This is a genomic window from Rhodococcus sp. YL-1 (genome assembly GCF_001942025.1).
GTDB lineage: Bacteria > Actinomycetota > Actinomycetes > Mycobacteriales > Mycobacteriaceae > Rhodococcus_F > Rhodococcus_F qingshengii.
This window is the reverse complement of sequence record NZ_CP017299.1, coordinates 1,040,361-1,061,931: the sequence shown is the minus strand read 5'-3', so window position 1 is coordinate 1,061,931 and position 21,571 is coordinate 1,040,361. Positions and strand designations below refer to the sequence as shown.

Genomic DNA, 21,571 nt, shown 5'->3' with positions numbered 1-21,571 from the left:
GATCAGGCAGTGCCGACAAAGCGGTACCCGACGCCTCGGACCGTTTCGATGCTCTGAGTTCCGAACGGGAGGTCGAGCTTCTTACGAAGGTAACCGATATATACCTCGACGATGTTCTCGTCACCTTCGTAGTTGGTGTCCCAAACAGAGCGAACGATCTCGGTCTTCGTGACCACCACACCATTGTTGCGCATCAAGAATTCGAGAACGCTGTACTCCCGCGGCGTCAGGGTCAATTCGATTCCCGCTCTGCTCACCTGATGTTTGGCCGGGTCGAGGGACAGGTCTCCAACGGAGAGTATCGCCGGACGCTGTGGAGCGCCGCGACGCACCAGTGCTCGCAGCCGAGCGAGAAGCACGACAAACGAGAATGGCTTGACCAGGTAGTCGTCGGCGCCGAGATCGAATGCATCGGCCAGGTCGTATTCGCCGTCCTTTGCCGACAGCATGAGGATCGGCGTCCAGATCTCCCGGGCGCGTAGATCCCGCACGATGTCGTACCCGTGTTTGCCCGGCAACATGATGTCGAGAACGATCACGTCGAATTCGTCACTGCACGCAGTCGCGAATCCGTCGTCACCGTTGAGTTCGACGGCGGTCACGAATCCCTCGGCCACCAATCCCCGCCGGATCGTCTCGGCCAAGCGCACTTCGTCTTCGACCACCAGTACTCGCACCACCGGCCCCGTTTCGTCGCCACGCAGTTGTTCGGATGCACCCAGTAGAGCAGACGGTAGACCCAGGGCCGAGTTCCGTTCAGCGTTTCTTCAGCTTCGGCTCGTCACACTGCATTCATGCCTGCAACTGTGTCGACCGTGCGAAACGTGGTCACCGAAGTCCTGACCGAGAGCACCACCGCAGAGATCGCGGTTGCCGCAATCGTGGTGGCCGCAGCTCTGTTCGCGTTCGGTTCGATCTACCGAGCTTCCAGCGTTCGGTCTACAGCCCTTCGCACGTGCGGACTCGTGCTTGCACTGGTGACGCTGTCGATCCAGGTGTATGGAAGCGGATGGTTGACGAGCTTCGACGGGCCGGTGACCGACTGGATGGTCGATCACCGGAGCGGCGCCCTGAACCAGATCGCGGTCGCCGTCACGGATCTCGGTAGCCCCGTCGCCACCGCGCTGCTCGGGATCACCTGCGGAGTGCTCATCTCCTGGCGAGCGCGTTCGGTCGTTCCGGGCTTGATCGTGATCGGAACGGTTGGCGCCGCGGCGGTCGCCAGCACGGTAATCAAAGCGCTCGTCGGTCGCGAACGTCCGCCGACCAACATCCAGGTGCTTCTCGAGACCGACCACTCGTTCCCGTCTGGTCACGTCACCGGGACCGCTGCACTGTTCGGCATCGTCGTCCTCGTTCTGAGCGCGCACCGCACACCCGCCGTCAAGAGACTGCTGATGCTCCTCGCCGTGACAGTCACAATCGTCGTAGCCCTGACTCGCCTGTATTTGGGAGTTCACTGGCTCACCGACGTCATCGCCGGGGCCATTCTCGCAACGCTTGCAGTCACCGTGGGCGGAGCCGTCTTCCGGTTCGTCGAAGGCCGCTCCAAGACGACCGACCGCACTTCCTCTGCCTCTCGCGATCGGGCGCTCGTATGACGCTCGCACTCACCAGCGGAATTCTGAACCCCGATACCCTGCTCTCCACGTTCGGTCTGATCGGCTTGCTTGGGGCGGTATTCATCGAAACCGGTCTTCTGTTCGGGTTTTTTCTTCCCGGCGATTCGCTCTTGTTCACAGCTGGTGTCCTCGTCGCACAGGAGCAGCCATTCGTTCCACTATGGGTTCTCCTCGTGACTATCCCCATCGTCGCTGTGGTCGGCGACCAATGCGGCTACCTTGTCGGACGCGCAGCGGGTCCTGCGGTTTTCGATCGACCTGGAGCCAAGCGACTTGGTCCCGATCAACTTGCGCGGGCAGAAGCATTCTTCGAGAAGCACGGACCTCGTACCGTCGTCCTTGCGCGATTTGTTCCCGTCATCCGAACCATCACCCCAGTAATGGCGGGTACTTCACGGATGCCGTATCGAACCTTCCTGACATACAACGTCATCGGAGGACTCGCTTGGGGAGTTCTCGTTCCGGTACTCGGCTACATGCTCGGAGGAATCGAGTTCGTTCGCGCCCACATAGAAATCATCCTCATCGCTGTCGTCGTCGTCTCGATTCTACCCATCGCTGTGAATTACTTGCGCTCACTGCGAGTACCGACCGTCCAGGCTGAACAAATCGAGATTCCCGAGTAATTACTACCGCTGCAGTGTGCTCTGCAGAACCTTCAGCACTTCACGAGCCGCAGTCGGCCCGGTATTGAGGTAGAAGACGTCGTCGTCAACAGCGACGGCATGGTTGGCGACCACACCACGTAACTGCGCCCACAACGGCGCGTTCGTCAATGTCGCCGGGTCCCCGCCCTGCACGCCGTAGAAGATCCAGTCGGCGTCCGCCACATTCAACTCTTCTTCACTGATGTCTCGGGAAGTATCGTCGAACTGCTGCGACTGCGGACGGGTCAAGCCGGCATCCTCGGCGATACTGCCGGTGAACGAAGGAATACCGAAGATGCGCAGACGATTTCCGTTCTGGCGCGTGAACGACACCGTCGGCGGCGACGACAGGGAAGCACCGAGGGCCGCGGCATCGGTATTGAAGGTATCCAGCAGTGCCATCGCCTGCTGCGTCTTACCTACCCCGTCGGCAACCAGCAGGAAGTCCTGCTTCCAGTAGACGCCGGTTCCCTGTGTTGCCACCGTGGGCGCAATTGCCGAAAGCTGGTCGTACAGCGAATCAGCGTCCTTTCCTGCAACATTCATCAAGATCAGGTCAGGATCGAGCGTGACGATCGCTTCGAAATTCGGTGTGAAGCGTCCACCTGTGTCAACGACATCACTTAGCTGAGTACGGAATTCGGGGTACGCAGACAACAAGTACGGAGGCACCAGGTCCGCACCGTCACCACGCGTCGAACCTGCGGGCACGACACCGAGCGACAGGAGTGCATCTGCTTGCCCGGTCGAGATGACGACAACCTTTTCGGGCTGCGATTCGATCGTGGTGTCCCCTTTGAAGTGTGAGACGGTACGAGGGAACTCGCCGTCCGACTTTCCGCTCCCCATTCCAACCGGGACTTCTCGCGGAGCGACAAACGCAGAGTCCGCCGGAGCTGACGCACTGATCTCGGCATCTGTGGGCGACGCGTCCTCGCTCGAGCAGCCACTGAGAGCTGCCACCAATGTCAGTGCGCCGATCAGCATTACACTGCGTGACTTCTTTCGAAAATTCATGATCGTGTCCCGTACGTCGTGAAGCATGACAGCTTCATCTTCCGTCATGGTTAGGTGACCCTACCCTTTGAAGAACTGTAAACTATATCTGTGTCAGATACAGTTCCAGGGCGTGGATCACACGGGGTCGATCGCTACTCCGATCGCATGCCCACCGCGGAAGAAGCATCGAGATCACTCATCGCTGCGGCGTTCGAATTGCGTCGAGCGCTGCGGGAATACATGGATACGTCGGGTACCGACGCGACTCTGCCAGAGGCACAATCCGAAGTACTTCACGATGTCGCACACCATCCGGGCACTCGCATCGGGGCGGTCGCCGATCGTCTCTCCAGACGCCCGAACACCGTCAGCACGCTGGTGCGCACACTCTCCGACAAAGACCTGATCGAACGGCGACCCGATCCCACGGACGGCCGAGTGAGCACACTTTTCGTGAAGGACGAGCGAAGCGCGCGACGAGACCGTCGATCCGAACTACGCATCGGCGTTCTCGCCGAAGAATTGGCGTCCCTCGACGAGGGCGACCTCGACACATTGTCCGCTGCCATCGACATCTTCGACCGGGTCAATCGATCATTGCGAGATCACGCACCGCGGTGACGCTGCTCAGGTGACTTTCTCGCTTTTCTCGTAGACGTCGGCAAAACGCTTCATCTGCTCGGTGATGCCCGTCAGGCTGTACCCCGTACGAAGTTCGACCGACGCAACCTGACCCGAAACCACAGCCGGAAGCCTGGTGAAAGTCGGCGAATTGAGCTCCGGTGCATCCGACCAAGTCGGCGGAATCAGGAGGAGATCAGCCGGAAAGGCGCCTGGCTCTTCCCAACTCGCTGATGCCCAGAAACCGTCCTCGCTGTCGAGCTTGGCGAATTCGACGCCCATCGTTTCGAGAATACTTCCGAGCGGAGTCCATCCCGGCACCGCATAGTCAAGGCTCGACTCCAACGGAATCACATATGCAACAGAGATATTCGTTCGCGATGTGGCCAAGTCACGCACCCGGTCACCGAGCGCACTCAACTCTTCCCGTTTTGCCGCATAGACCGGCGAGGTGTCGGTGCCGCCGATACCCTGGACCAACGAACTGAAGCTGTCCAACGCCGCTTGCGCCCCGTCGGTGATCTTGACACCGGCAATGGGAGCAACCTCTTCGACGCGAACGATGTCGTCGCCCCAGATGCTGCCGAAGTTTCCACCGTTGTACGAACTCCAGATGTCGATGACCAGATCCGGGTTCACTGCCAGGAGTTTCTCGGCGCTGATGTCCGTATCGGTTTCGCTGACATGGGCAATTCCACTGAAGTCGAATGCATTCAACGTTGATTCGTCCAGCCTGGAAAAGCCGATGATGCCGACCGGCACGACGCCGTATTCGAGCAACACCGGCGCGGTGTCTGCCGTCGCCACGATGCGTTCGGGGATCTTGTCGAGCGAAATCTGCTGACCACGCGCATCGACATACGTCCACGCATCACCGTCGGACTTCGTGTCGGTCGTGGAGGTGCCACATGCTGCCAGCACCGTCGAAAGTGCCACCGCCACAGCCATGAAGATGGCCCTGCTACCGCGTTTCGAACGCGGCGCAACAAAATCGATCACTTCTGCCCCATGCTGTCGAGCGGGTCTCGGGAGAACCCCGAACCCGGAAAGTAAAGTAAGCCTCGCCTACATGGCTACGGTAGAACGGATCAGGAGATGACGCAATCGCGGAGTTTTGTCAAAGAATGTCGAAATCTGATCAACGGTCCGCAGTCTTTCGAAATGCCATCGGCGTGACACCGGTGGACTGCTTGAAGGCGGCGACAAAACTACTGGGCGTCGAGTATCCGACCTGTTCTGCCACATCGGCGACCGCAACATCTTGGCCGAGTAGGGACATCGCCACGTTCATCCGAAGCAGTACTCGCCACTGGCCGAAACTCACGCCGGTGTCCACCTTGAATCGACGAGCCAAAGTGCTGGTGCTGACGCCGATCTCGTTCGCCCAGTCCCCGAAACTGCGTGGATCCTCCGGATGGGACAACAGGTCGCGTGCAATCCGGCCGACCGGGCCCGAATCGGGGATCTTCATCGCTCCGCGCTCGTCGCCGGGAACAACGAGGTCGAAGAACACTCGCTCGGCGCGGCGCCTCGCGTCGTCCGACATCTCGCGAGCACTCAGATGCAGAAACAACTCGTAGAGTAGCGGCGTGCCGTGTACCGCAACCGGGTGATCACCGAGCGAAGGCCCCTGCCCTACAGCGCAATACACCGTCAGGAACTGCGCACCCGCGGCAACGCGCACCGAGTGTCGATGCAGTGCCGGTATCCACAGCCCTCGTCCCGGCAACAACGTCCACATCTGGGCGCCTGAGCGCACAACCACAATGCCGGAACGAGGGAACAGAATCTCGTTCGATCGGTGCGCGTGGGTTTCCCATGTCACCGGTTGATCAGCACTCGACGCACCACCCCACAGAACCAAATCTTCGGGCTCGTCGTCTAATTCGTGTTCGGATACCACCAGCTCGTCGCTCGACGGCACGCCCCACCGGAGCCAATCACCGTCGACCTCGGATTTTGTCCGCCTCACGTCTACATCCCTGGATCGACCGTCGTCTGTCCAGGTGACTGTAACCGCTGCCCACGCCGAGCAGGTGCGGCAGGAAGTTGATCCCACCGCACCTGACCCCGAGTCGCCGCCCTAGTTCATGTCGTTCGCAATGATGTTCTCGATATTCCGTTCGGCCAGAGCGGTGATGGTGACAAACGGATTGACTCCCACATTGCCCGGTACGAGGGATCCGTCCATGACGTACAGACCCGGGTACTCCGGGAGTCGACCGTAGCCGTCGGTCGCCTTGCCGAGCACACAACCGCCGAGGGGGTGGTACGTCAACTGATCGCCCCACGTCTGCGTCGGGCCGAAGAGGTCGGTCCGGTAGATCGTGCCTTCCTTCTTGTTGATCTTGTCGAAGAGCTTCTTCGCCATGTCGATCGACGGCTGGTTCTGCGAGCGCTGCCAGTTCAATCCGACTTTGCCTGTTGCCGAGTTGAATTGGAACTGAGCACGTTGCGGATTCTTGGCAATCGCCAAGTACAGGCTGACCCACAGTTCGGTACCGGCCGGGAAGGGTGCGATTTCCGCAAAGACGGGAGCGGATGTGTCGGCCCAGTTGTCGATACCCATCACGGGGATCGCGGACTGCTTCGCACCGGTGGCGTCCCACATGTGATTGGCGCGGCCCACCATCACGTTGCCGTTGTGACCCCATTCCTGTCCAACTGCACCCGGCAAATTCGCCAGCTGCCCTTGCGCTTTCATCGCGACCAGGAGCTTGCTGGTCCCGATACTGCCGGCCGCGAAGAAGACCTTGTCCGCCGTCACTGTCTTGGTGCCGACGGTATTGCCCTGCTCGTTGATCTGGTTCATCACCACTTGATAGCCACCGCCGGTCGCGGCCGGGGAAACCGAGGTCACGACGTGCAGAGCTGAAATGGTGAGCTTGCCGGTGGCGGATGCCGCAGCGAGGTACGTCTTGTCCAGAGATTTCTTTCCGGCATTGTTGCCGTAGATGACCTCACTGACCAGAGCGGACTTGGTGACCTGGCCGGCAGCTTCTTGCTTCATGTAGTTGAAGTCGTAGACATTCGGCACGAACGTTGTTGTGTAACCGGATCTCTCAGCGGTCTTTCGCCCCGTCCGCGCGAACTTGTAGTACTCGGTCGATTCGAACCAGGCCGGGTCGATGTTGTTGACTCCGAGCGCAGCGTTCGCGCGCGGGAAATACGTCGAGTACATCTCGTTGGAATCGACGCCGGGCAGGATCTCTTCGAAGTAGTTACGCTTGGGTGTGACGGCCATACCGCCGTTGACCAGCGACCCACCGCCGACCCCTCGGCCCTGGTAGACCTTGATCCCGCCGAAGTCCTCGGCGTCGAGAACACCGACGTAGCGGCTGATGTTCTTGTCTACCGAGCCGCCGGAGAAGTGTGAAACCGGTTGAACTGTACGGTCTCTGAGCCAGAAGGACCGACCGTCGGGCGAGAGCATCGGGCAGAAGATCTTGCCGTCGGACCCTGGTGTGGTCCACGACTTCCCCATCTCGACCATGTGCGTGTCGATACCGGCCTGTGTCAGGCGAAGTGCCGCAACGGCACCGCCGTATCCACTGCCGATCACGAGCGCGGGGACACGGTCTCCGTCGTTCAATGCTCGTCTGGGCGCAGCGGCCGCCGTGGTCCACGAGGACGAGAGTGCGGCGGCCCCCACAGCTAATCCTGTTGCTGCCAAGAAGTTTCTACGCGAGAGCGTGGAATTGGTACGTGCGTGCCGTTCGTTGGATCCAGCGCGAATGCTCAAGTGTGCCCTTCTCTTTCCGTGACCCCCGCGCTGAGATATACCGGGAGAAACCGAACGAGAAGTCCATACTCGTGGGTAACTTCGAGGAACCGTTGATTTTCCATGAAAAGGGCCGATGAACAGAAAGTTCACCGGCCCTCCGAAAGAACGAGTCAGGGAATTGAGATGCGACCTTCGACGGCGCCGAGTCCGATGTCCTTGCGGAAATGACCGCCGGGAAGCTTGACGTCGGCGATCTTTGCGTAGGCGTCGTCGCGAGCTTCGGTCAGATCCTTGCCCACTCCGACAACACTCAGCACACGCCCGCCGGCCGAGACGACGGCACCGTCTTCACGCTTCTTGGTACCGGCGTGCAGGACTCCGTCGGCGTCGGCTCCGGTGATCACGTCGCCGGTGCGTGGGGTTGACGGGTAGTTCTCCGCGGCAATCACGACCGTGACAGCGGAACCGTCGCGCCACTGCAACGGACCGACCGAATCGAGTGTTCCGGTCGAGGCCGCATTGAGTAGACCGCCCAGCGGCGTTTCGAGGAGAGCAAGCACGGCCTGAGTTTCGGGGTCACCGAACCGGCAGTTGAATTCGACGACGGCCGGGCCGTCGACACCGATCGCCAGACCGGCGTAGAGAAGGCCGGAGAAACTGCTACCGCGCGCGACCAACTCGGCAGCGACAGGCTTGACGACGTCGTCGACGATCTGCGTGACCATCTCGTCGGGCAGCCACGGCAATGGGGTGTACGCGCCCATGCCGCCGGTGTTGGGTCCGGAGTCTCCGTCGCCTACTCGCTTGTGGTCCTGAGCCGGGAGCAGCGGGATCACGGTTTCGCCGTCGACGAGGCAGAAGAGCGAAACTTCCGGACCGTCGAGGAAGGACTCGAGGAGAACCGGGTGTCCGGTCTCGAGCAGTTCTGCGGCATGATCGCGCGCGGCGAGACGATCCGTCGTGACGACTACGCCCTTACCCGCGGCCAGTCCGTCGTCCTTGACCACCCAGTTGGGACCGAAGCGGTCGAGTGCTTCGTCGAGCTTGGCCGGATTGTCGACGATCTCGCTGTGAGCGGTCTTGACGCCGGCGACAGCCATCACGTCCTTGGCGAAAGCCTTCGATCCCTCGATGCGGGCGGCGTCGGCCGAAGGCCCGAAGCAGGCGATACCTGCTGCGCGCACCGCGTCTGCGACACCGAGGACCAGCGGAACCTCGGGTCCGATGACGACGAGGTCGGCTTCGACCTTCTGGGCCAGCGCGGTAACCGCGTCACCCGAAGCGACGTCGATGGGGTGCTGCTCGGCGATTTTTGCGATCCCGGCATTGCCAGGCGCGCAGATCAGGGCCGTGACACCTGGATCGCGAGCAAGAGAGAGAAGGAGGGCATGTTCACGGGCTCCGGAGCCGATTACTAGTACGCGCACGGTGAACAGACTACGGCCTGCGATAACAGGGCTCTCGGAGTGCCACTGGCGGGGCCAAGGTCCCAGCGTTCGGCCTTTGTGCGAAATATCCGTTTCGAGATGAGATCATATGAATACCTGAATAGGTGAACAGATGTTTTCGTACACCTGTCCACCAAGGAAAGGACACCCGTGAAACTCCACAAACCAGGCGTTCTGACGCTCACCGCAACCGCCGCAATCGGCGCACTTCTGATCACGTCGTGCAGTAGCCCGACTGGCACCGACTCCTCGGGCAACAACGACGGCCTGGTCTTGGCCGACGGCTACGAGCTGGGCGGCTACAACCCGGTCGCAGGCTTCGGCGCTGCCGGTGAGGCCAAGATGTACGACGGCCTCGTCCGGCTCACCGGAGGGACCGGCATGCCGGGATTCGAGCCGTCTCTGGCCGCGGAGATGCCCACTGCCAATGCCGACGCGACAGTCTGGACGGTCAAGCTACGTGACGGCGTCACCTTCTCCGACGGGTCGACCTTCGACGCCGACGACGTGGTTGCCACGTACAAGGCGATCCTCGATCCGGCTTCCGCCTCCGAAGCGCGGTCGTCGTACGACATGATCAGCGACGTCGCGGCCGTCGACGACAGCACAGTCGAGTTTCGTCTCGCCTACTCGTATGCGCCCCTGCTGACGAAGATGCTGATCGGCATGGTCCCGTCGGAATCCCTCGCGACACCCGGACTTGCCGCCGAATCGCCGTTGAACACCGCGCCTGTCGGTACGGGTCCGTACACACTCGTCGATCTCTCACCGGATCGAGCGGTCTTCGAGGCGAACGAGAACTACTGGGACGGTGCACCGGAGATCAAGAAGCTCACTCTCCTCTACGTTCCGGACGACAACACCCGCGCCCAACGTATGGTGTCGGGCGAGATCGACGGAACCAATCTCCCTCCACTGCTTGCCAATACGTTCTCAGGCAAAGACAACATGTCGGTGACTGCCCATCAGTCAGCGGACTGGCGCGGTCTCTCACTTCCGACGAACAATCCCGTGGCAGGCGACAAAGCCGTACGGATGGCGCTCAACCTCGCCGCCGATCGCCAGTCGATGATCGACAACGTCCTGGGCGGACACGGCCGCGTCGCCGCCACTCCGATCCCCGAGGTCTACGGCGATTCGTACAACCCGAAAGCAACCTTCGCCTACGACCCGGCCGAGGCCGAGCGAATTCTCACCGAAGCGGGCTGGATCGAAGGTGCCGACGGAATCCGTTCGAAAGACGGTCAGCGGGCGCAGTTCACGATCATGTACAACTCCGTCGACACCGTTCGACGTGATCTCGCTCAGGCATTTGCCTCCGATGCTCTCGCTGTCGGCATCGAGGTGGATCTCGAAGCGCTCTCCTGGGACCGCATAGACCCTCGAATCAACCAGGATTCGACGCTTCTCGGTGGTGGAGACGAACCTTTCGATCCAGACACGCAGGCGTACGACGCGCTGAACTCGAAGTACATAGCGCCCGGGGTCGGCAGCATCTACGACAACGCCAGCGACTACTCCAATCCAGCAGTCGACGCAGGCTTGGAAGTAGGACGCCGCAGCCTGGATCAGGCAACGCGTGACGCCGCGTATCGCGACGTGCAGCAGGCGTACGTCGAGGATCCCGGATTTGTCATCCTCGTATTCCTCGACCATACGTACGTTTCGAAGGATTCCGACTGGCAGATGTCCGGACCTGTACTCGAGCCACACTCACACGGTGTGACCTGGGGCCCGTGGTGGTCACTGCAGACGTGGGCCAGAGGGCAATGACAGCGGTCGACGTTCGGGTAGACGCGCGGCAATCGCTCGACCACCGTGGCAACTCCCGCCGAAAGGCCATCCTCACGATGGTCGGTCGGCGGGCGTTGTTCATCGTGCCGGTGATCGCCGTGGTGTCCGCGGGACTCTTTGCCGCCGCCGCGATCTCACCGTTCGATCCACTTGTCGGCTACCTGGGCACGCGATACATGACGACCAGCGACGCGGACAAAGCGTTGATCGCCGATCAGATGGGTTTCGACAACCCCTGGTACAGCACGTACTGGAATTGGCTCCAGGGCGTGTTCACCGGTGATCTCGGGATCTCCAGATCGTTCAATCAGCCTGTTTCCCAAGTTATCTCCGAGCGTCTGCCATGGACCCTGCTGCTGGTCGGTATCTCACTCCTCATCGCGATTCTCGCCTCGCTGACACTCGGTGTTCTCGCCGGAATCCGCAGTGGAGGATTCTTGGACAAGACCGTGTCCGGGCTGAGCGTCGTGGTCCAAGGACTTCCGCCGTTTGTCTTGTCGCTGGGTGCCATCGCGCTCTTCGCGTTGACTCTCGGCTGGCTCCCGGTCGCCGGGTTGACCGACGGGGGTGCCGATCCCACACCGGGACAGGTGATCCGGCACTTGGTCCTACCGGTGACGGTCCTCTCCATCTCGCAGATGCCGTGGCTCCTACTCGCGGTCCGAGAATCCGTCGTGGGTTCGAAAAGTGAGGGATTTGTCGCGGGCGCCGTAGCACGCGGAATCCCGACGCCGACCATCACGAAACGCCACATACTGCCGACCTCACTGGCGCCTTTCGTGAACATCGTCGGCGTGCGACTGCCCGAGCTGATAGTCGGGGCAGTGCTGGTGGAAGAGGTCTTCAGTTGGCCAGGGATCGCCGGCGCCATCGTCTCGTCAGCCCGTGACCTCGACATGGCACTGCTCGCGTTCCTCACCGTCGGTACGACATTGACGGTCATGCTCGGCTCACTGATTGCCGACGTCCTCGTTGCAGTACTCGACCCGAGAGTGAGTACCGATGGCTGAACGACGCTTCAAGATCGCCGTCGGCGTGCTGATCCTCGTGGCGCTGTACGCGGCGTTGGTCCCATGGTTGGCCGACGTCGACGACCGAGTCACAGACTTCTCGGCGGCTCGCCTGGCTCCGTCGTTCGATCACCCGTTCGGAACTGACTCGGCGGGCCGAGATCTATTCGTGCGCATAGCTGCAGGCATTCGAACCTCACTTCTGATCGCACTCGCCTGCGCGCTGCTCGCCACGGTGATCGGCGTCGCCGTTGGCACTACGGCCGGACTGGTCGGCGGCTGGGTGGACAGGTTCGTCATGCGCGGCACCGATGCCGTCAACGCACTCCCCCACCTGTTGCTCGGCATCGTCATCGTCGCGATGTTCCGTGGAAGCATTGCCGCCATCGTGCTTTCGATCGCACTGACCCACTGGACCCAAGTGGCCCGGATCATCCGCTCCGAGATCTTGAGTCTGCGCGAGCGTCCCTACATCGACGCCGCCATTCTCGCGGGAGCCAGTCGACGTCACGTGATCATGCGCCACCTCGTGCCGGCGACGGCGCCGCAGGCTTTGATCGCAGTCGTTCTCCTGCTGCCCCACGCCGTCTGGCACGAATCGACGTTGTCCTTCCTGGGATTCGGCCTTCCCCCGCACAAGCCCAGTCTCGGGACGCTTCTCGAAGAGGCACGCAGTTCTCTGCTCCTCGGCGGTTGGTGGACGCTGGTATTCCCCGCCGCAGTTCTCGTGATCGCCACCGTCGCAGTTGCCGTCGCCGGTTCGGCCCTGCGGTCGATGCTCACGCCCCCTCGACCTTCGGAGTTGCGACTGTGAACCACGGCCTGCGCATCGAATCTCTCACCGTCAGGATCCCTCTACTCGGAGGATCGGTAGTTCACGCTGCGAGCGACATCGACCTCGACGTTCCAGCCGGCACGGTGACCGCACTTGTCGGGGAATCGGGGTGTGGCAAGTCGATCATCGCCACCTCGGTCATGAACATGTTGCCGCCGAATGCTTCTCGAACCGGAACGGTCACCGTCGGAACACCGGACCTCGAGATCGACGTCTTCTCCGGCACCGCGTTCCGTGGGCGGCACGTGGCTCTCGTTCCACAATCCGCCGCAACACATCTCACCCCCGTCCGGACTGCGCGATCGCAACTACAGGAGACGATCGACGCACTCGGCAGCGATCACACTTGCGATGCCTTGGCACTTCGCGTCGGACTCGAACCGTCGGCCCTGGACTGCTACCCGCACGAACTGTCGGGCGGCATGGCGCAACGCGTGGCCATTGCCGGTGCGCTGGCCGGGAATCCGTCGGTGATCGTCGCAGACGAACCCACCGCCAACCTCGACCGCGAACTCACCGACCACGTCATGGGATTACTTCGAGAGTGCGCTGACTCCGGGGCGGCTGTCCTGCTCATCACCCATGACCTTGCATCACTCACCCGCAGCGGTGTCGCTGATCGACTTGCCGTCATGTACGCATCACGCATCATGGAGACCGGTCCGGCCACAATGGTGTTCAAAGATCCGCTTCACGATTACACCCGAGACCTTCTCGGCGCCTTACCTTCCAGAGGTTTGACTCCCATGCCGGGATCGCCACCGCAACTCACCGATCTCCCCGAGGAGTGCGTCTATCACCTACGACGCCCGGAGTCGAAACAATCCGGTGGCCCGACCGAACTCGTCACATTGGGTGACCGCACGTACCGAACGCTGCGGAAGGTGGGCTGACATGAGTCTGCAAGCTCTGGGAATCACCAGCGGTTACCGTCGCAACCGGCCAGTTCTCGAGAACGTCTCGCTCGAGATTCCGTCGGGAAAGCTGATCGGCCTGACCGGGCCTTCGGGCACCGGAAAATCAACACTTGCAAGGATTCTCGCCTCACTGGATGCACCGTGGTCAGGCGAAGTGCGGATCGACGGATCACCCGTTGTGGGTACCAGATTCTCGGTACCCGCGGCACTACGCGGCACGGTGTCCATGCTGTTTCAGTCACCTCGCGCATCGACCGACCCTCGGCAGACGCTCGCCTCGATCATCGGCCAACCCGGTGACATTGCCAGTAGGTCAATCGATGTGGCCGCGCTGGCAGCAGAAGTTGGCCTCACTCCCGATCTCTTGTCCCGTAGACCCCACCAGGTGAGCGACGGCCAACTACAGCGCGCCTGCCTGGCGAGATCGCTGGCGCAACAACCGAAATACCTCATCTGCGACGAGGCGACTGCGATGCTCGACGCCGCCACGACGGCCGCGCTCATTCGGTTGATCGAGAGTCGCGCCTCCGAAACCGGCGTCGGCGTATTACTCATCAGCCATGATCGCGAATTACTCGACGCCTGCTGCGACGTGGTCCACGACCTCGACAGTATTAGCGCTTAGCCCCTGCGAAATCCACCCTTGACTCGAACGGGTGTTCGAGTATCCTTTGGGGAGGGGATCGGGGGATTCAATGAGTGTCTTGTTGTCGGATGTGGTGTCTGGTTCTGCGGTGGGGTTGCGCGGACGCCTGTGGCAGTTGTCTGCTTCTGAGTTGCGTGCTGCTGCTGTCGAGGCGAGTGCGGAGATTCTGCGTCTCGAGGCTGTGCGGGTGGCGGTGGTGGACGGTTTGTCGTTGCGTTCCGATGATCAGGTGATTGCCAGCCGCGGGGTGGGTGCGTGGTTGGCGGCGAACACGATGCTGCAGGTTCGGGACGGGAAGAAGATCGCCGCGTTGGGTGCGGCGTTGCGGCCGTTTCCGGCGGTGGCGGCTCGGTTCGATGGTGGGGATTGCTCCTTCGATCATGCCGTGTTGATCGTGGCGTTCTGCGAGTCACCGCCGAAAGGCATGCCGGAGGAGGCATTACCGAAGTGCATCGATTTGTTGTTGGCTGCTGCGTCGGGTGTGGAGGCGACGACGACGAAAGTGCGGAACGTGATCGCGACCCTGGAGCGGTTGTTCGAATCGGATGAGATCCCGCCCGCCGAGGATGTCGATCTCAATGAGTTGCGGATCGCTTCGACGCTGAACGGTCGGGTGGTGGTGCGTGGGGATTTCGATGCCCTGACCGGTGAGATGTTGCTGTCGGCGTTGTCGAGTCTGACGATGCCCACCCCGGCACCGGACGGGACGCCGGATTCTCGGTCGGCGGCGAAACGGACCGCGGATGGGTTCACGGAACTGATCCGCCGTTACCTGGACTGCGCGAAGACCGGTACGGATGGTGGTCAGCGTCCGCATGTGAACGTGCACATCAATGCTCGGGATCTGGCGGAGCATCGGGACTGCGCCGCCGCGCCTTCCGATGGTGAAGAGTCTCCGTCTGATCTTGATGTCGGGCACATGCCCTGGCTGGGACCGCTGTCGGTGTCGCAGACCAGACTCCTTGGGTGCGATTGTTTCCTGTCCACTGTTCTGCTCGACGATCACGGCGCGCCCTTGGATGCGCAACCAGGAAAGAGGTTGGTCACCGCCGAACAACGGACTGCGTTGATCGCCCGAGACAGAGGCTGCGCGTTCCCCGGCTGCACATGCGTGCCCGCCTGGACCGATGCGCACCACATTAAGCACTGGGCCAACGGCGGCCCGACGGTGATGAACAACCTGGTCCTGCTGTGCCGTTCACATCACCGGCTGATGCACCGAAAAGCCGGGTTCGTTGGGAAATGGGTGATCCGAATCGGAGTCGACAACAAACCCTGGTTCATCCCGCCACCCTCGATCGACCCGCAGCAGCAACCACGGCCGGCGAATACCACCTTCAAAACCTGAGGACGAACCTCAGGCATACAACTTCACGCCAGGTCCGCATCGGAGGAAGCACCTCCGATGCGGACCTGGCGTGCGTTCATTATGGTCAGCCTGCAACCGTCAAGTCGTAGAGGGTTACTCCGTCTACCGTTGTGGCGGTGAAGTTTTCGGTCACCCACGTCGAGATAGCGGTAGCGGTGCCTTCGGCGTTCATACCGCCACCCATCCCACCGCCGGCGATGAAGAAGTGAATCTTGCCCTCTGCCACGTACTGCTGGAACTGCGCGAGCGTCGGCGACGGATCGCTCCCGTTGAACCCTCCGATAGCCATGACCGGTGACTGCGTCGCAAGCTGATAACCCGATGCGCTGTTGGACCCGATTGCGGCGGCTACCCACGTGAACTGGTCGGAGTTCTCTTCGAGAGTGGACACAACAGCGGCTCCCGGCGTGCTGCCCTGCAGTAGACCACCGGCACCGCCTCCCATTGCGCCTCGCGTCCCGTCGGTGGTCGGCGTGGTACCGCCCGGAACTGTTGCACCACCGGGCATCTGACCCATTCCTACAGGGGGCGTGCCCGGCATTCCGGTCCCAGCCCCGTCAGTCCGACGGCTACCGCCATCAGCCGAGCCACCGAATCCACCGAAGCCTCCGCGGCCACCGCCGGGCCCGCCCATTCCACCTTCGACGCTCGGTCCGGCCGAAACTATGGAACCGGTATGCGGAGTGTTGATCGTGTCGATCGCGTATGCAGTCGGACCTGCCAGACCGGTGAAGATCGCTGCGAGAATCACTGCCACAGCCAATCGACCTCGCGTCACTGCCGGAATCAGCACTGCCACGGCACTGACGATGCCGACCACCAGAATGGTCCAGCGAAGCCACGGTACGAACGAAGGCGAGCGTCCGAGCAGTACCCACGCCATCGCGACGGTTGCGGCCAAGGACACCGCCAGAATGATGCGAACCCAGAGGACGTCACGATGACGCCACGCCACTACCGATCCTGAACCGATCAGCGCGGCGATCGCCGGCGCAAGCGCAACGGTGTAGTAGGCGTGGAAGATTCCCGCCATGAAACTGAAGGTCAGTCCGGTCACCAACAGCCACAGTCCCCAGACGATGAATGACGCGCGCTGTGTATCAGCGCGGGGTGCCCTGCCTCGCAGCACGATTCCAGCCACCAGAAGTATCAGCGCAGCAGGAATCAACCAGGCGATCTGTCCGCCCTGGGCCGATTCGAACAGTCGGGTAATGCCGGTACTCCCCCACATACCACCGCCGGCCGCACCACCTGGTGCCATACCTCCCCCGGCCATACCGCCTGCGGCCTCGCCCATACCTGGGAAACCGCCCGCAGCAGCGCCGGCCGCGGCATCACCAGCACCGCGCATTCCGCCGCCGCCGACGCTTCCGGTCTCGTTGCCGCTCAAGCGCCCGAGCCCGTTGTAGCCGAGCGTCAGTTCGAGAATCGAATTGTTCTGTGAACCACCGATCCACGGACGCGAGTCGGCCGGCCACAGTTCGACGATTGCCAACCACCATCCGGCGGAGACGATCAGTCCGCCCAGTGCCGCGAACAGTTGGAGTACGCGCTTACCCAGTTTCGGCGGTCCGGCGATCAGATAGGTGAGCGCCAGCGGTGGAACCACCAACATGACCTGTAATTGCTTTGTCAGGAAACCGAATCCGCAGAAGATACCGACCAACACGAGCCAGCGGGTGCGGCCGTCCTGCACGGCGCGCATCATCGCCCACACTGCTGCGATCATCAGGAGCACCAGCAGAGCATCCGGGTTGTTGAACCGGAACATCAGCGCCGCTACGGGTGTGAGCGCAAGTACCAGGCCCGCGAGGAGGCCGGCGGCCGCACCGAAATACCGTCGAACCGTTCCCCACAACAATGCAACCGATCCGACCCCGAGGAGTGCCTGCGGCACCAACATCGCCCAGGAATTGAGTCCGAAGATGCGAACCGACAGCGACATCAACCACAGGGACATGGGCGGCTTGTCGACGGTGATCGAGTTTGCAGCGTCCGAGGAGCCGAAGAAGAAAGCCTTCCACGACACCGAACCTGCCTGTACCGCAGCGGCATAGAACGAGTTGGCCCATCCGGACGCGCCCAGGCCCCAGATGTAGGCAACTCCGGTGCCCACTAACAACACTCCCAGCGCCCACGGTTCCCAGCACACCTGACGTTGCGGTTCCGGCGCTGGCAGCGGCGCGGCGAGTGTCCCTGCAGTGGCGGTCATCGATTGGCTCCTACGGATTGTGCGGTGCGAAACACCCAGCGCAGTGCGATGAATCGACTGACTGTGGCAACAAGATTGGCGATGACGAGTACGGCAAGCTCCACGTGCTTGGAAGCATCGGGCGCCATGACGTCGAGCACGAACAACGATCCGCTGGTGAGCAGTAGACCGAACCCGAACACGAGCAGTCCCTGCATCTGGTGACGAGCGGATCCTTCCGACCCTCGGATCCCGAAGGTGAAGGCCCGGTTGGCGGCGGTGTTGAATACCGCGGTCACCAGCAATGCGACGGCGTTGGCCCACTGCGCACCCATGATCGAGTGCAGAGCGAGGTAGAGCAGCGCGTACGCGAGCGTCGAAATGACTCCCACCACGGCAAAGCGTGAGAGCTGCCCGACCATTCCTCGTGGAACTCCGGGAACCAACGGTTCACGTCCGAAACTTGCCCTGAGCTCGGTCAATGGAAGGGAACCGGTAGACAGTGCTCGCCCGACACGGACCACACCTTTGAGGTCGGCAACTGCCGTGGCAATGATGTCTACCCGACTGTCCGGGTCGTCCACCCAGTCGACAGGGACCTCGTGAATCCGCATGCCCGCTCGCTCGGCCAGCACCAGCAATTCGGTATCGAAGAACCACCCGGTGTCCTCCACCAGCGGAAGTAGTTGCCGTGCAACATCGACGCGCATGGCTTTGAATCCGCACTGGGCGTCGGAGAAGCGAGCATGCAGTGCGCTTCGGAGGATGAGGTTGTAGCTACGTGAGATGAACTCACGCTTGGGGCCGCGCACCACGCGGGACGATCGTGCCAGCCGGGAACCGATGGCGATGTCCGAGTGTCCGGAGAGCAACGGAGCAATCAACGGCATCAGGGCGTTGAGGTCGGTCGAGAGGTCGACGTCCATGTACGCGACCACGTCGGCATCGGACTCGCTCCATACCTGCCGCAGTGCTCGACCACGACCCTTCGCATCCAGGTGGACGACCCGGACGTCGTCGAATTCTTCGGCGAGGGAACGGGCGAGTGCCAACGTGCCGTCGACACTGGCGTTGTCCGCGATGGTAATTCGTGCAGAGAATGGCACCTGCGTGCGTAAATGCCGGCGCAGGCGCCGCACGCACGTCTCGAGGCCTGCCTCTTCGTTGTATACCGGGACGACCACGTCCAGCACTACAGTCGTCGCGGAGACCTCCTCTGCGTCCGTGCTGCCCGCGGTCTGCATGGCTTCTGTCGTCATGCGTCCTAGATTTGTCGGGCCGGCTCCGACGAACCTGCGTCCAGCCTGGGAGTTTCCTGGCAACCGGACGCGGGCTAATCTCGGGGTATGCCTTCAGTCTTCAGTGCCATCATCAACGGGGATCTACCAGGACGTTTCGTGTGGGAGGACGAGGACGTCGTCGCGTTCTTGACCATCGCGCCGGTAACGCAGGGCCACGTGCTTGTGGTTCCGCGAGCCGAGGTCGATCAGTGGCAGGACGTGGATCCTGAACTCTTTGCCAAGGTCACCGCTGTTGCCCGCAACCTCGGCCAAGCCGTGCGTAAGGCGTTCGACGCGCCTCGGTCGGGTCTCCTCATCGCAGGTCTGGAAGTTCCGCATCTTCACGTTCATGTTTTCCCCGCATACGACATGGGGAACTTCGACATCAGTGGCGCCGACACCTCGCCGTCACCCGAATCTCTCGACGAGGCACAGACCAAACTCAAGTCGGCGCTACGCGACCTCGGCTTCGAGGCAACTGTCTCGACTCGTTGATCGCATACCTTCGACCGAATTTCGCTGGCCGATAACTGGACTCCCCGCCGCAGCCTCCAACGGAGGTTGCGGCGGTCGCATTTGTCGCTCCTACCGACCGTGACCTGCGATTGCACACCGAACAGTCCGTTTCGCGCTGTCGCGCGAGCACGAGATTCGCTGCTACCGTAGGTCGCTGGTCCGGGACCTAGGGCCCTAAAACTGGTTCACGTGTTAACAGTCGGAGGACAAGGGAGCAATGCAGGAACGTGCCAAGATCAGTCGCCGACAGATTCTTCAAGGTGCTGCTGATCGGTTCGAAGTCACGGGGTACGGCAGCACGAGCATGAATGACATCGTGTCCGCGGCGCAGATGACCAAGGGCGCGGTCTATTTTCACTTCTCGTCCAAAGACGAACTGGCTCAGGCGGTGATCGAAGAACAGCACCAGATCTCGATCAGTGCCTTCACCGCAGTTGCAGCCACAGGCGCACCGGCACTGGAACAGCTCGTCATGGTGTGCCACGAGATGGGCCGCCAACTCGTCGCAGAACCTATTGTTCGTGCGGGAATCCGACTTACCCTCGAGTTGGCCTCTGCCGACGGTTCGCAAGGCCCGTACGTCGCGTGGATCCGCGAGCTTCGAAAACTGGCCGAGGCCGCGAAGCTCGAAGGCGACATCCGCGACGATGTGGAGCCGGAATCGGTGGGTCGCGTGGTGATCTCGGCATTCACCGGCGTTCAACTGGTTTCGAACGTGCTCACCAGACGAAGCGATTTGAACGACCGTATCGACGAATTGTTCGCCCTCCTGTTGGCAGGCGTGGTCTCCGACAAGCGACGCAGCGCCGTCGCCGAACTGGTCGGATGTCGCCTCGAAACTTATGTGTCCTGATCCGGAGAACACCCCGACGCCCGGATGATTCGGCGCATCAGCACCGAACCGTGCGCCAACCTTCGTCGATTCGTACAAGACCCCCCGTCGTCGACTCACTATCGTCAGATCCACGAATAACCCAGATACATGGATACCGACGAAAGGGCTTCTCGAATGACCGAAACCGCCACGTACGTTGAGAGCGCACAGCAGGAGATCGCTGCTGTACTCGCCGAAGCGAAGACCGATGCCTACGTCCACGCACGCGACATCGATTCCGGCGAAGAGTTCGGCTACGGCGCGGACGAAGGTGTCATCCTCGCCTCCGTTTTCAAGATTCCTGTTGTGCTTCAGTACGCCCGTGAAGTAGCGGCAGGCACCCTTGATCCGACCGAGCACGCCACGGTGACCTCCGAGTTCCGCTCCGGCGGCATCGGTATCGGCGGCTGCGCCGACGACGTGACTGCAAGCTGGCGAGACCTCGCTCTGCTCATGATGAGCTTCAGCGACAACGCCGCCACGGATTTCTTGTACGAACGTCTCGGACTCGACAACATCGTCGCAACGCTGCGCGGGCTCGGTTTGGAGAAGACCAACTTGGTCCGTGACTGCCGAGGCCTCTTCAAGACGGTCTACGACGACCTCGGCGTCGACAAGGGCACCTTGCTGGAAATGCCCCCCATCGAAATTCTTCGGACAATTTCCGTCATGGATCCCGCCCGCTCCAATTCCAGTACTCCTCGTGAGATCACAATGTTGCTGGCTGCAATCTGGAGGGACGAAGCCGGCCCCGCATCGGCTTGTGAAGAGGTCCGAACCATCATGAGCAAGCAGGTCTGGCCGCACCGCCTTTCGTCCGGTTTCCCCGACGAGGTCACTGTCGCCGCCAAGACCGGAACGCTGGGACTGGTACGAAACGAAGCCGGCGTCGTGGCGTACCCGGACGGCAAGCGTTACGCCGTCGGTGTCTTCACCAAGTCCCACGAGCTCACCCACCGCGCCCCGAAGATCGACGCCTCCATCGGAACCGTCGGCCGCATCGCTGTCGAAGCACTTCGCAACAACAGCTGATCCGAACCCACTGACAAAGAATGCGGGTCGCGCTGAGAAATCAGTG

The 21,571-nt window shown here is 61.7% G+C and carries 20 protein-coding genes; 12 read left to right on the top strand and 8 right to left on the bottom strand.

Features of this window, described 5'->3' with window-relative positions; genetic code table 11:
- Window positions 1–2 precede the first annotated feature (2 nt).
- Entirely contained in the window at window positions 3–677 is a 675-nt protein-coding gene (locus BH682_RS04925) for a response regulator transcription factor (RefSeq protein WP_037132434.1), read from the bottom strand.
- A gap of 117 nt (window positions 678–794) precedes the next feature.
- Between BH682_RS04925 and BH682_RS04920 the strand changes: the two genes are divergently transcribed.
- Together BH682_RS04920 and BH682_RS04915 are read left to right on the top strand one after the other, a co-directional pair.
- Window positions 795–1,601 (top strand): phosphatase PAP2 family protein, encoded by an 807-nt coding sequence (locus tag BH682_RS04920; RefSeq protein WP_223304466.1) that lies wholly within the window; start codon window positions 795–797, stop codon window positions 1,599–1,601.
- Window positions 1,598–2,248 carry a DedA family protein gene (locus tag BH682_RS04915; RefSeq protein WP_075832272.1) on the top strand — a complete coding sequence of 217 codons (651 nt, stop codon included), beginning with the start codon at window positions 1,598–1,600 and terminating at the stop codon, window positions 2,246–2,248. Before BH682_RS04920 ends, BH682_RS04915 begins: the two co-directional genes overlap by 4 nt.
- Before the next feature lie 3 nt (window positions 2,249–2,251).
- Here the strand turns inward: BH682_RS04915 and BH682_RS04910 are convergent, their stop codons facing one another.
- Complete coding sequence (locus tag BH682_RS04910; RefSeq protein WP_223304465.1) at window positions 2,252–3,334, bottom strand: ABC transporter substrate-binding protein; 1,083 nt, start codon at window positions 3,332–3,334, stop codon at window positions 2,252–2,254.
- Between the two features lie 42 nt (window positions 3,335–3,376).
- Here BH682_RS04910 and BH682_RS04905 point away from each other — a divergent pair, with 42 nt between their 5' ends.
- Window positions 3,377–3,889, top strand: coding sequence for a MarR family winged helix-turn-helix transcriptional regulator (locus BH682_RS04905; protein ID WP_223304464.1), 513 nt, complete (start codon window positions 3,377–3,379; stop codon window positions 3,887–3,889).
- Between the two features lie 6 nt (window positions 3,890–3,895).
- Here BH682_RS04905 and BH682_RS04900 read toward each other — a convergent pair whose 3' ends face one another.
- The 4 genes from BH682_RS04900 to purD all read right to left on the bottom strand — a co-directional run bounded on the left by BH682_RS04900 (window position 3,896) and on the right by purD (window position 9,040).
- Window positions 3,896–4,888 (bottom strand): ABC transporter substrate-binding protein, encoded by a 993-nt coding sequence (locus tag BH682_RS04900; protein WP_223304463.1) that lies wholly within the window; start codon window positions 4,886–4,888, stop codon window positions 3,896–3,898.
- 139 nt (window positions 4,889–5,027) lie between these two features.
- Entirely contained in the window at window positions 5,028–5,861 is an 834-nt protein-coding gene (locus BH682_RS04895) for a helix-turn-helix domain-containing protein (protein ID WP_075832266.1), read from the bottom strand.
- A 111-nt stretch (window positions 5,862–5,972) separates the two neighbouring features.
- On the bottom strand, window positions 5,973–7,541 hold the full coding sequence (locus tag BH682_RS04890) for a GMC oxidoreductase (protein WP_197487702.1): 1,569 nt from the start codon (window positions 7,539–7,541) through the stop codon (window positions 5,973–5,975).
- 242 nt (window positions 7,542–7,783) lie between these two features.
- The gene (purD, locus tag BH682_RS04885; protein WP_007734401.1) at window positions 7,784–9,040 is read right to left on the bottom strand and encodes a phosphoribosylamine--glycine ligase; all 1,257 of its coding nucleotides are present in this window, start codon (window positions 9,038–9,040) and stop codon (window positions 7,784–7,786) included.
- 171 nt (window positions 9,041–9,211) lie between these two features.
- Between purD and BH682_RS04880 the strand changes: the two genes are divergently transcribed.
- From BH682_RS04880 to BH682_RS04855, 6 genes are all read left to right on the top strand, one after another.
- Window positions 9,212–10,834 (top strand): ABC transporter substrate-binding protein, encoded by a 1,623-nt coding sequence (locus BH682_RS04880; RefSeq protein WP_075832264.1) that lies wholly within the window; start codon window positions 9,212–9,214, stop codon window positions 10,832–10,834.
- Complete coding sequence (locus BH682_RS04875; protein ID WP_007734398.1) at window positions 10,831–11,865, top strand: ABC transporter permease; 1,035 nt, start codon at window positions 10,831–10,833, stop codon at window positions 11,863–11,865. Before BH682_RS04880 ends, BH682_RS04875 begins: the two co-directional genes overlap by 4 nt.
- Window positions 11,858–12,679 (top strand): ABC transporter permease, encoded by an 822-nt coding sequence (locus BH682_RS04870; RefSeq protein WP_070162105.1) that lies wholly within the window; start codon window positions 11,858–11,860, stop codon window positions 12,677–12,679. The genes BH682_RS04875 and BH682_RS04870 overlap by 8 nt, the downstream gene beginning before the upstream one ends.
- Window positions 12,676–13,593 (top strand): oligopeptide/dipeptide ABC transporter ATP-binding protein, encoded by a 918-nt coding sequence (locus tag BH682_RS04865; protein WP_075832262.1) that lies wholly within the window; start codon window positions 12,676–12,678, stop codon window positions 13,591–13,593. Before BH682_RS04870 ends, BH682_RS04865 begins: the two co-directional genes overlap by 4 nt.
- 1 nt (window position 13,594) lies before the next feature.
- Window positions 13,595–14,242, top strand: a complete 648-nt coding sequence (locus BH682_RS04860; RefSeq protein WP_075832260.1) for an ABC transporter ATP-binding protein — start codon at window positions 13,595–13,597, stop codon at window positions 14,240–14,242.
- Between the two features lie 70 nt (window positions 14,243–14,312).
- The gene (locus BH682_RS04855; protein WP_075832258.1) at window positions 14,313–15,611 is read left to right on the top strand and encodes an HNH endonuclease signature motif containing protein; all 1,299 of its coding nucleotides are present in this window, start codon (window positions 14,313–14,315) and stop codon (window positions 15,609–15,611) included.
- An 85-nt stretch (window positions 15,612–15,696) separates the two neighbouring features.
- On the opposite strand, the gene BH682_RS04850 is transcribed toward BH682_RS04855, so the two are convergent.
- Window positions 15,697–17,844 carry a glycosyltransferase family 39 protein gene (locus BH682_RS04850; RefSeq protein WP_075832256.1) on the bottom strand — a complete coding sequence of 716 codons (2,148 nt, stop codon included), beginning with the start codon at window positions 17,842–17,844 and terminating at the stop codon, window positions 15,697–15,699.
- Complete coding sequence (locus BH682_RS04845) at window positions 17,841–19,082, bottom strand: glycosyltransferase (protein WP_075832254.1); 1,242 nt, start codon at window positions 19,080–19,082, stop codon at window positions 17,841–17,843. Before BH682_RS04845 ends, BH682_RS04850 begins: the two co-directional genes overlap by 4 nt.
- An 87-nt stretch (window positions 19,083–19,169) precedes the next feature.
- On the opposite strand from BH682_RS04845, the gene BH682_RS04840 reads away from it, so the two are divergent.
- From BH682_RS04840 to BH682_RS04830, 3 genes are all read left to right on the top strand, one after another.
- Window positions 19,170–19,598 (top strand): HIT family protein, encoded by a 429-nt coding sequence (locus tag BH682_RS04840; RefSeq protein ID WP_042449536.1) that lies wholly within the window; start codon window positions 19,170–19,172, stop codon window positions 19,596–19,598.
- A 238-nt stretch (window positions 19,599–19,836) separates the two neighbouring features.
- Window positions 19,837–20,472, top strand: coding sequence for a ScbR family autoregulator-binding transcription factor (locus tag BH682_RS04835; RefSeq protein ID WP_064443148.1), 636 nt, complete (start codon window positions 19,837–19,839; stop codon window positions 20,470–20,472).
- A 156-nt stretch (window positions 20,473–20,628) separates the two neighbouring features.
- Window positions 20,629–21,525, top strand: coding sequence for a serine hydrolase (locus BH682_RS04830; protein ID WP_054188096.1), 897 nt, complete (start codon window positions 20,629–20,631; stop codon window positions 21,523–21,525).
- The last annotated feature ends 46 nt before the right edge of the window (window positions 21,526–21,571 follow it).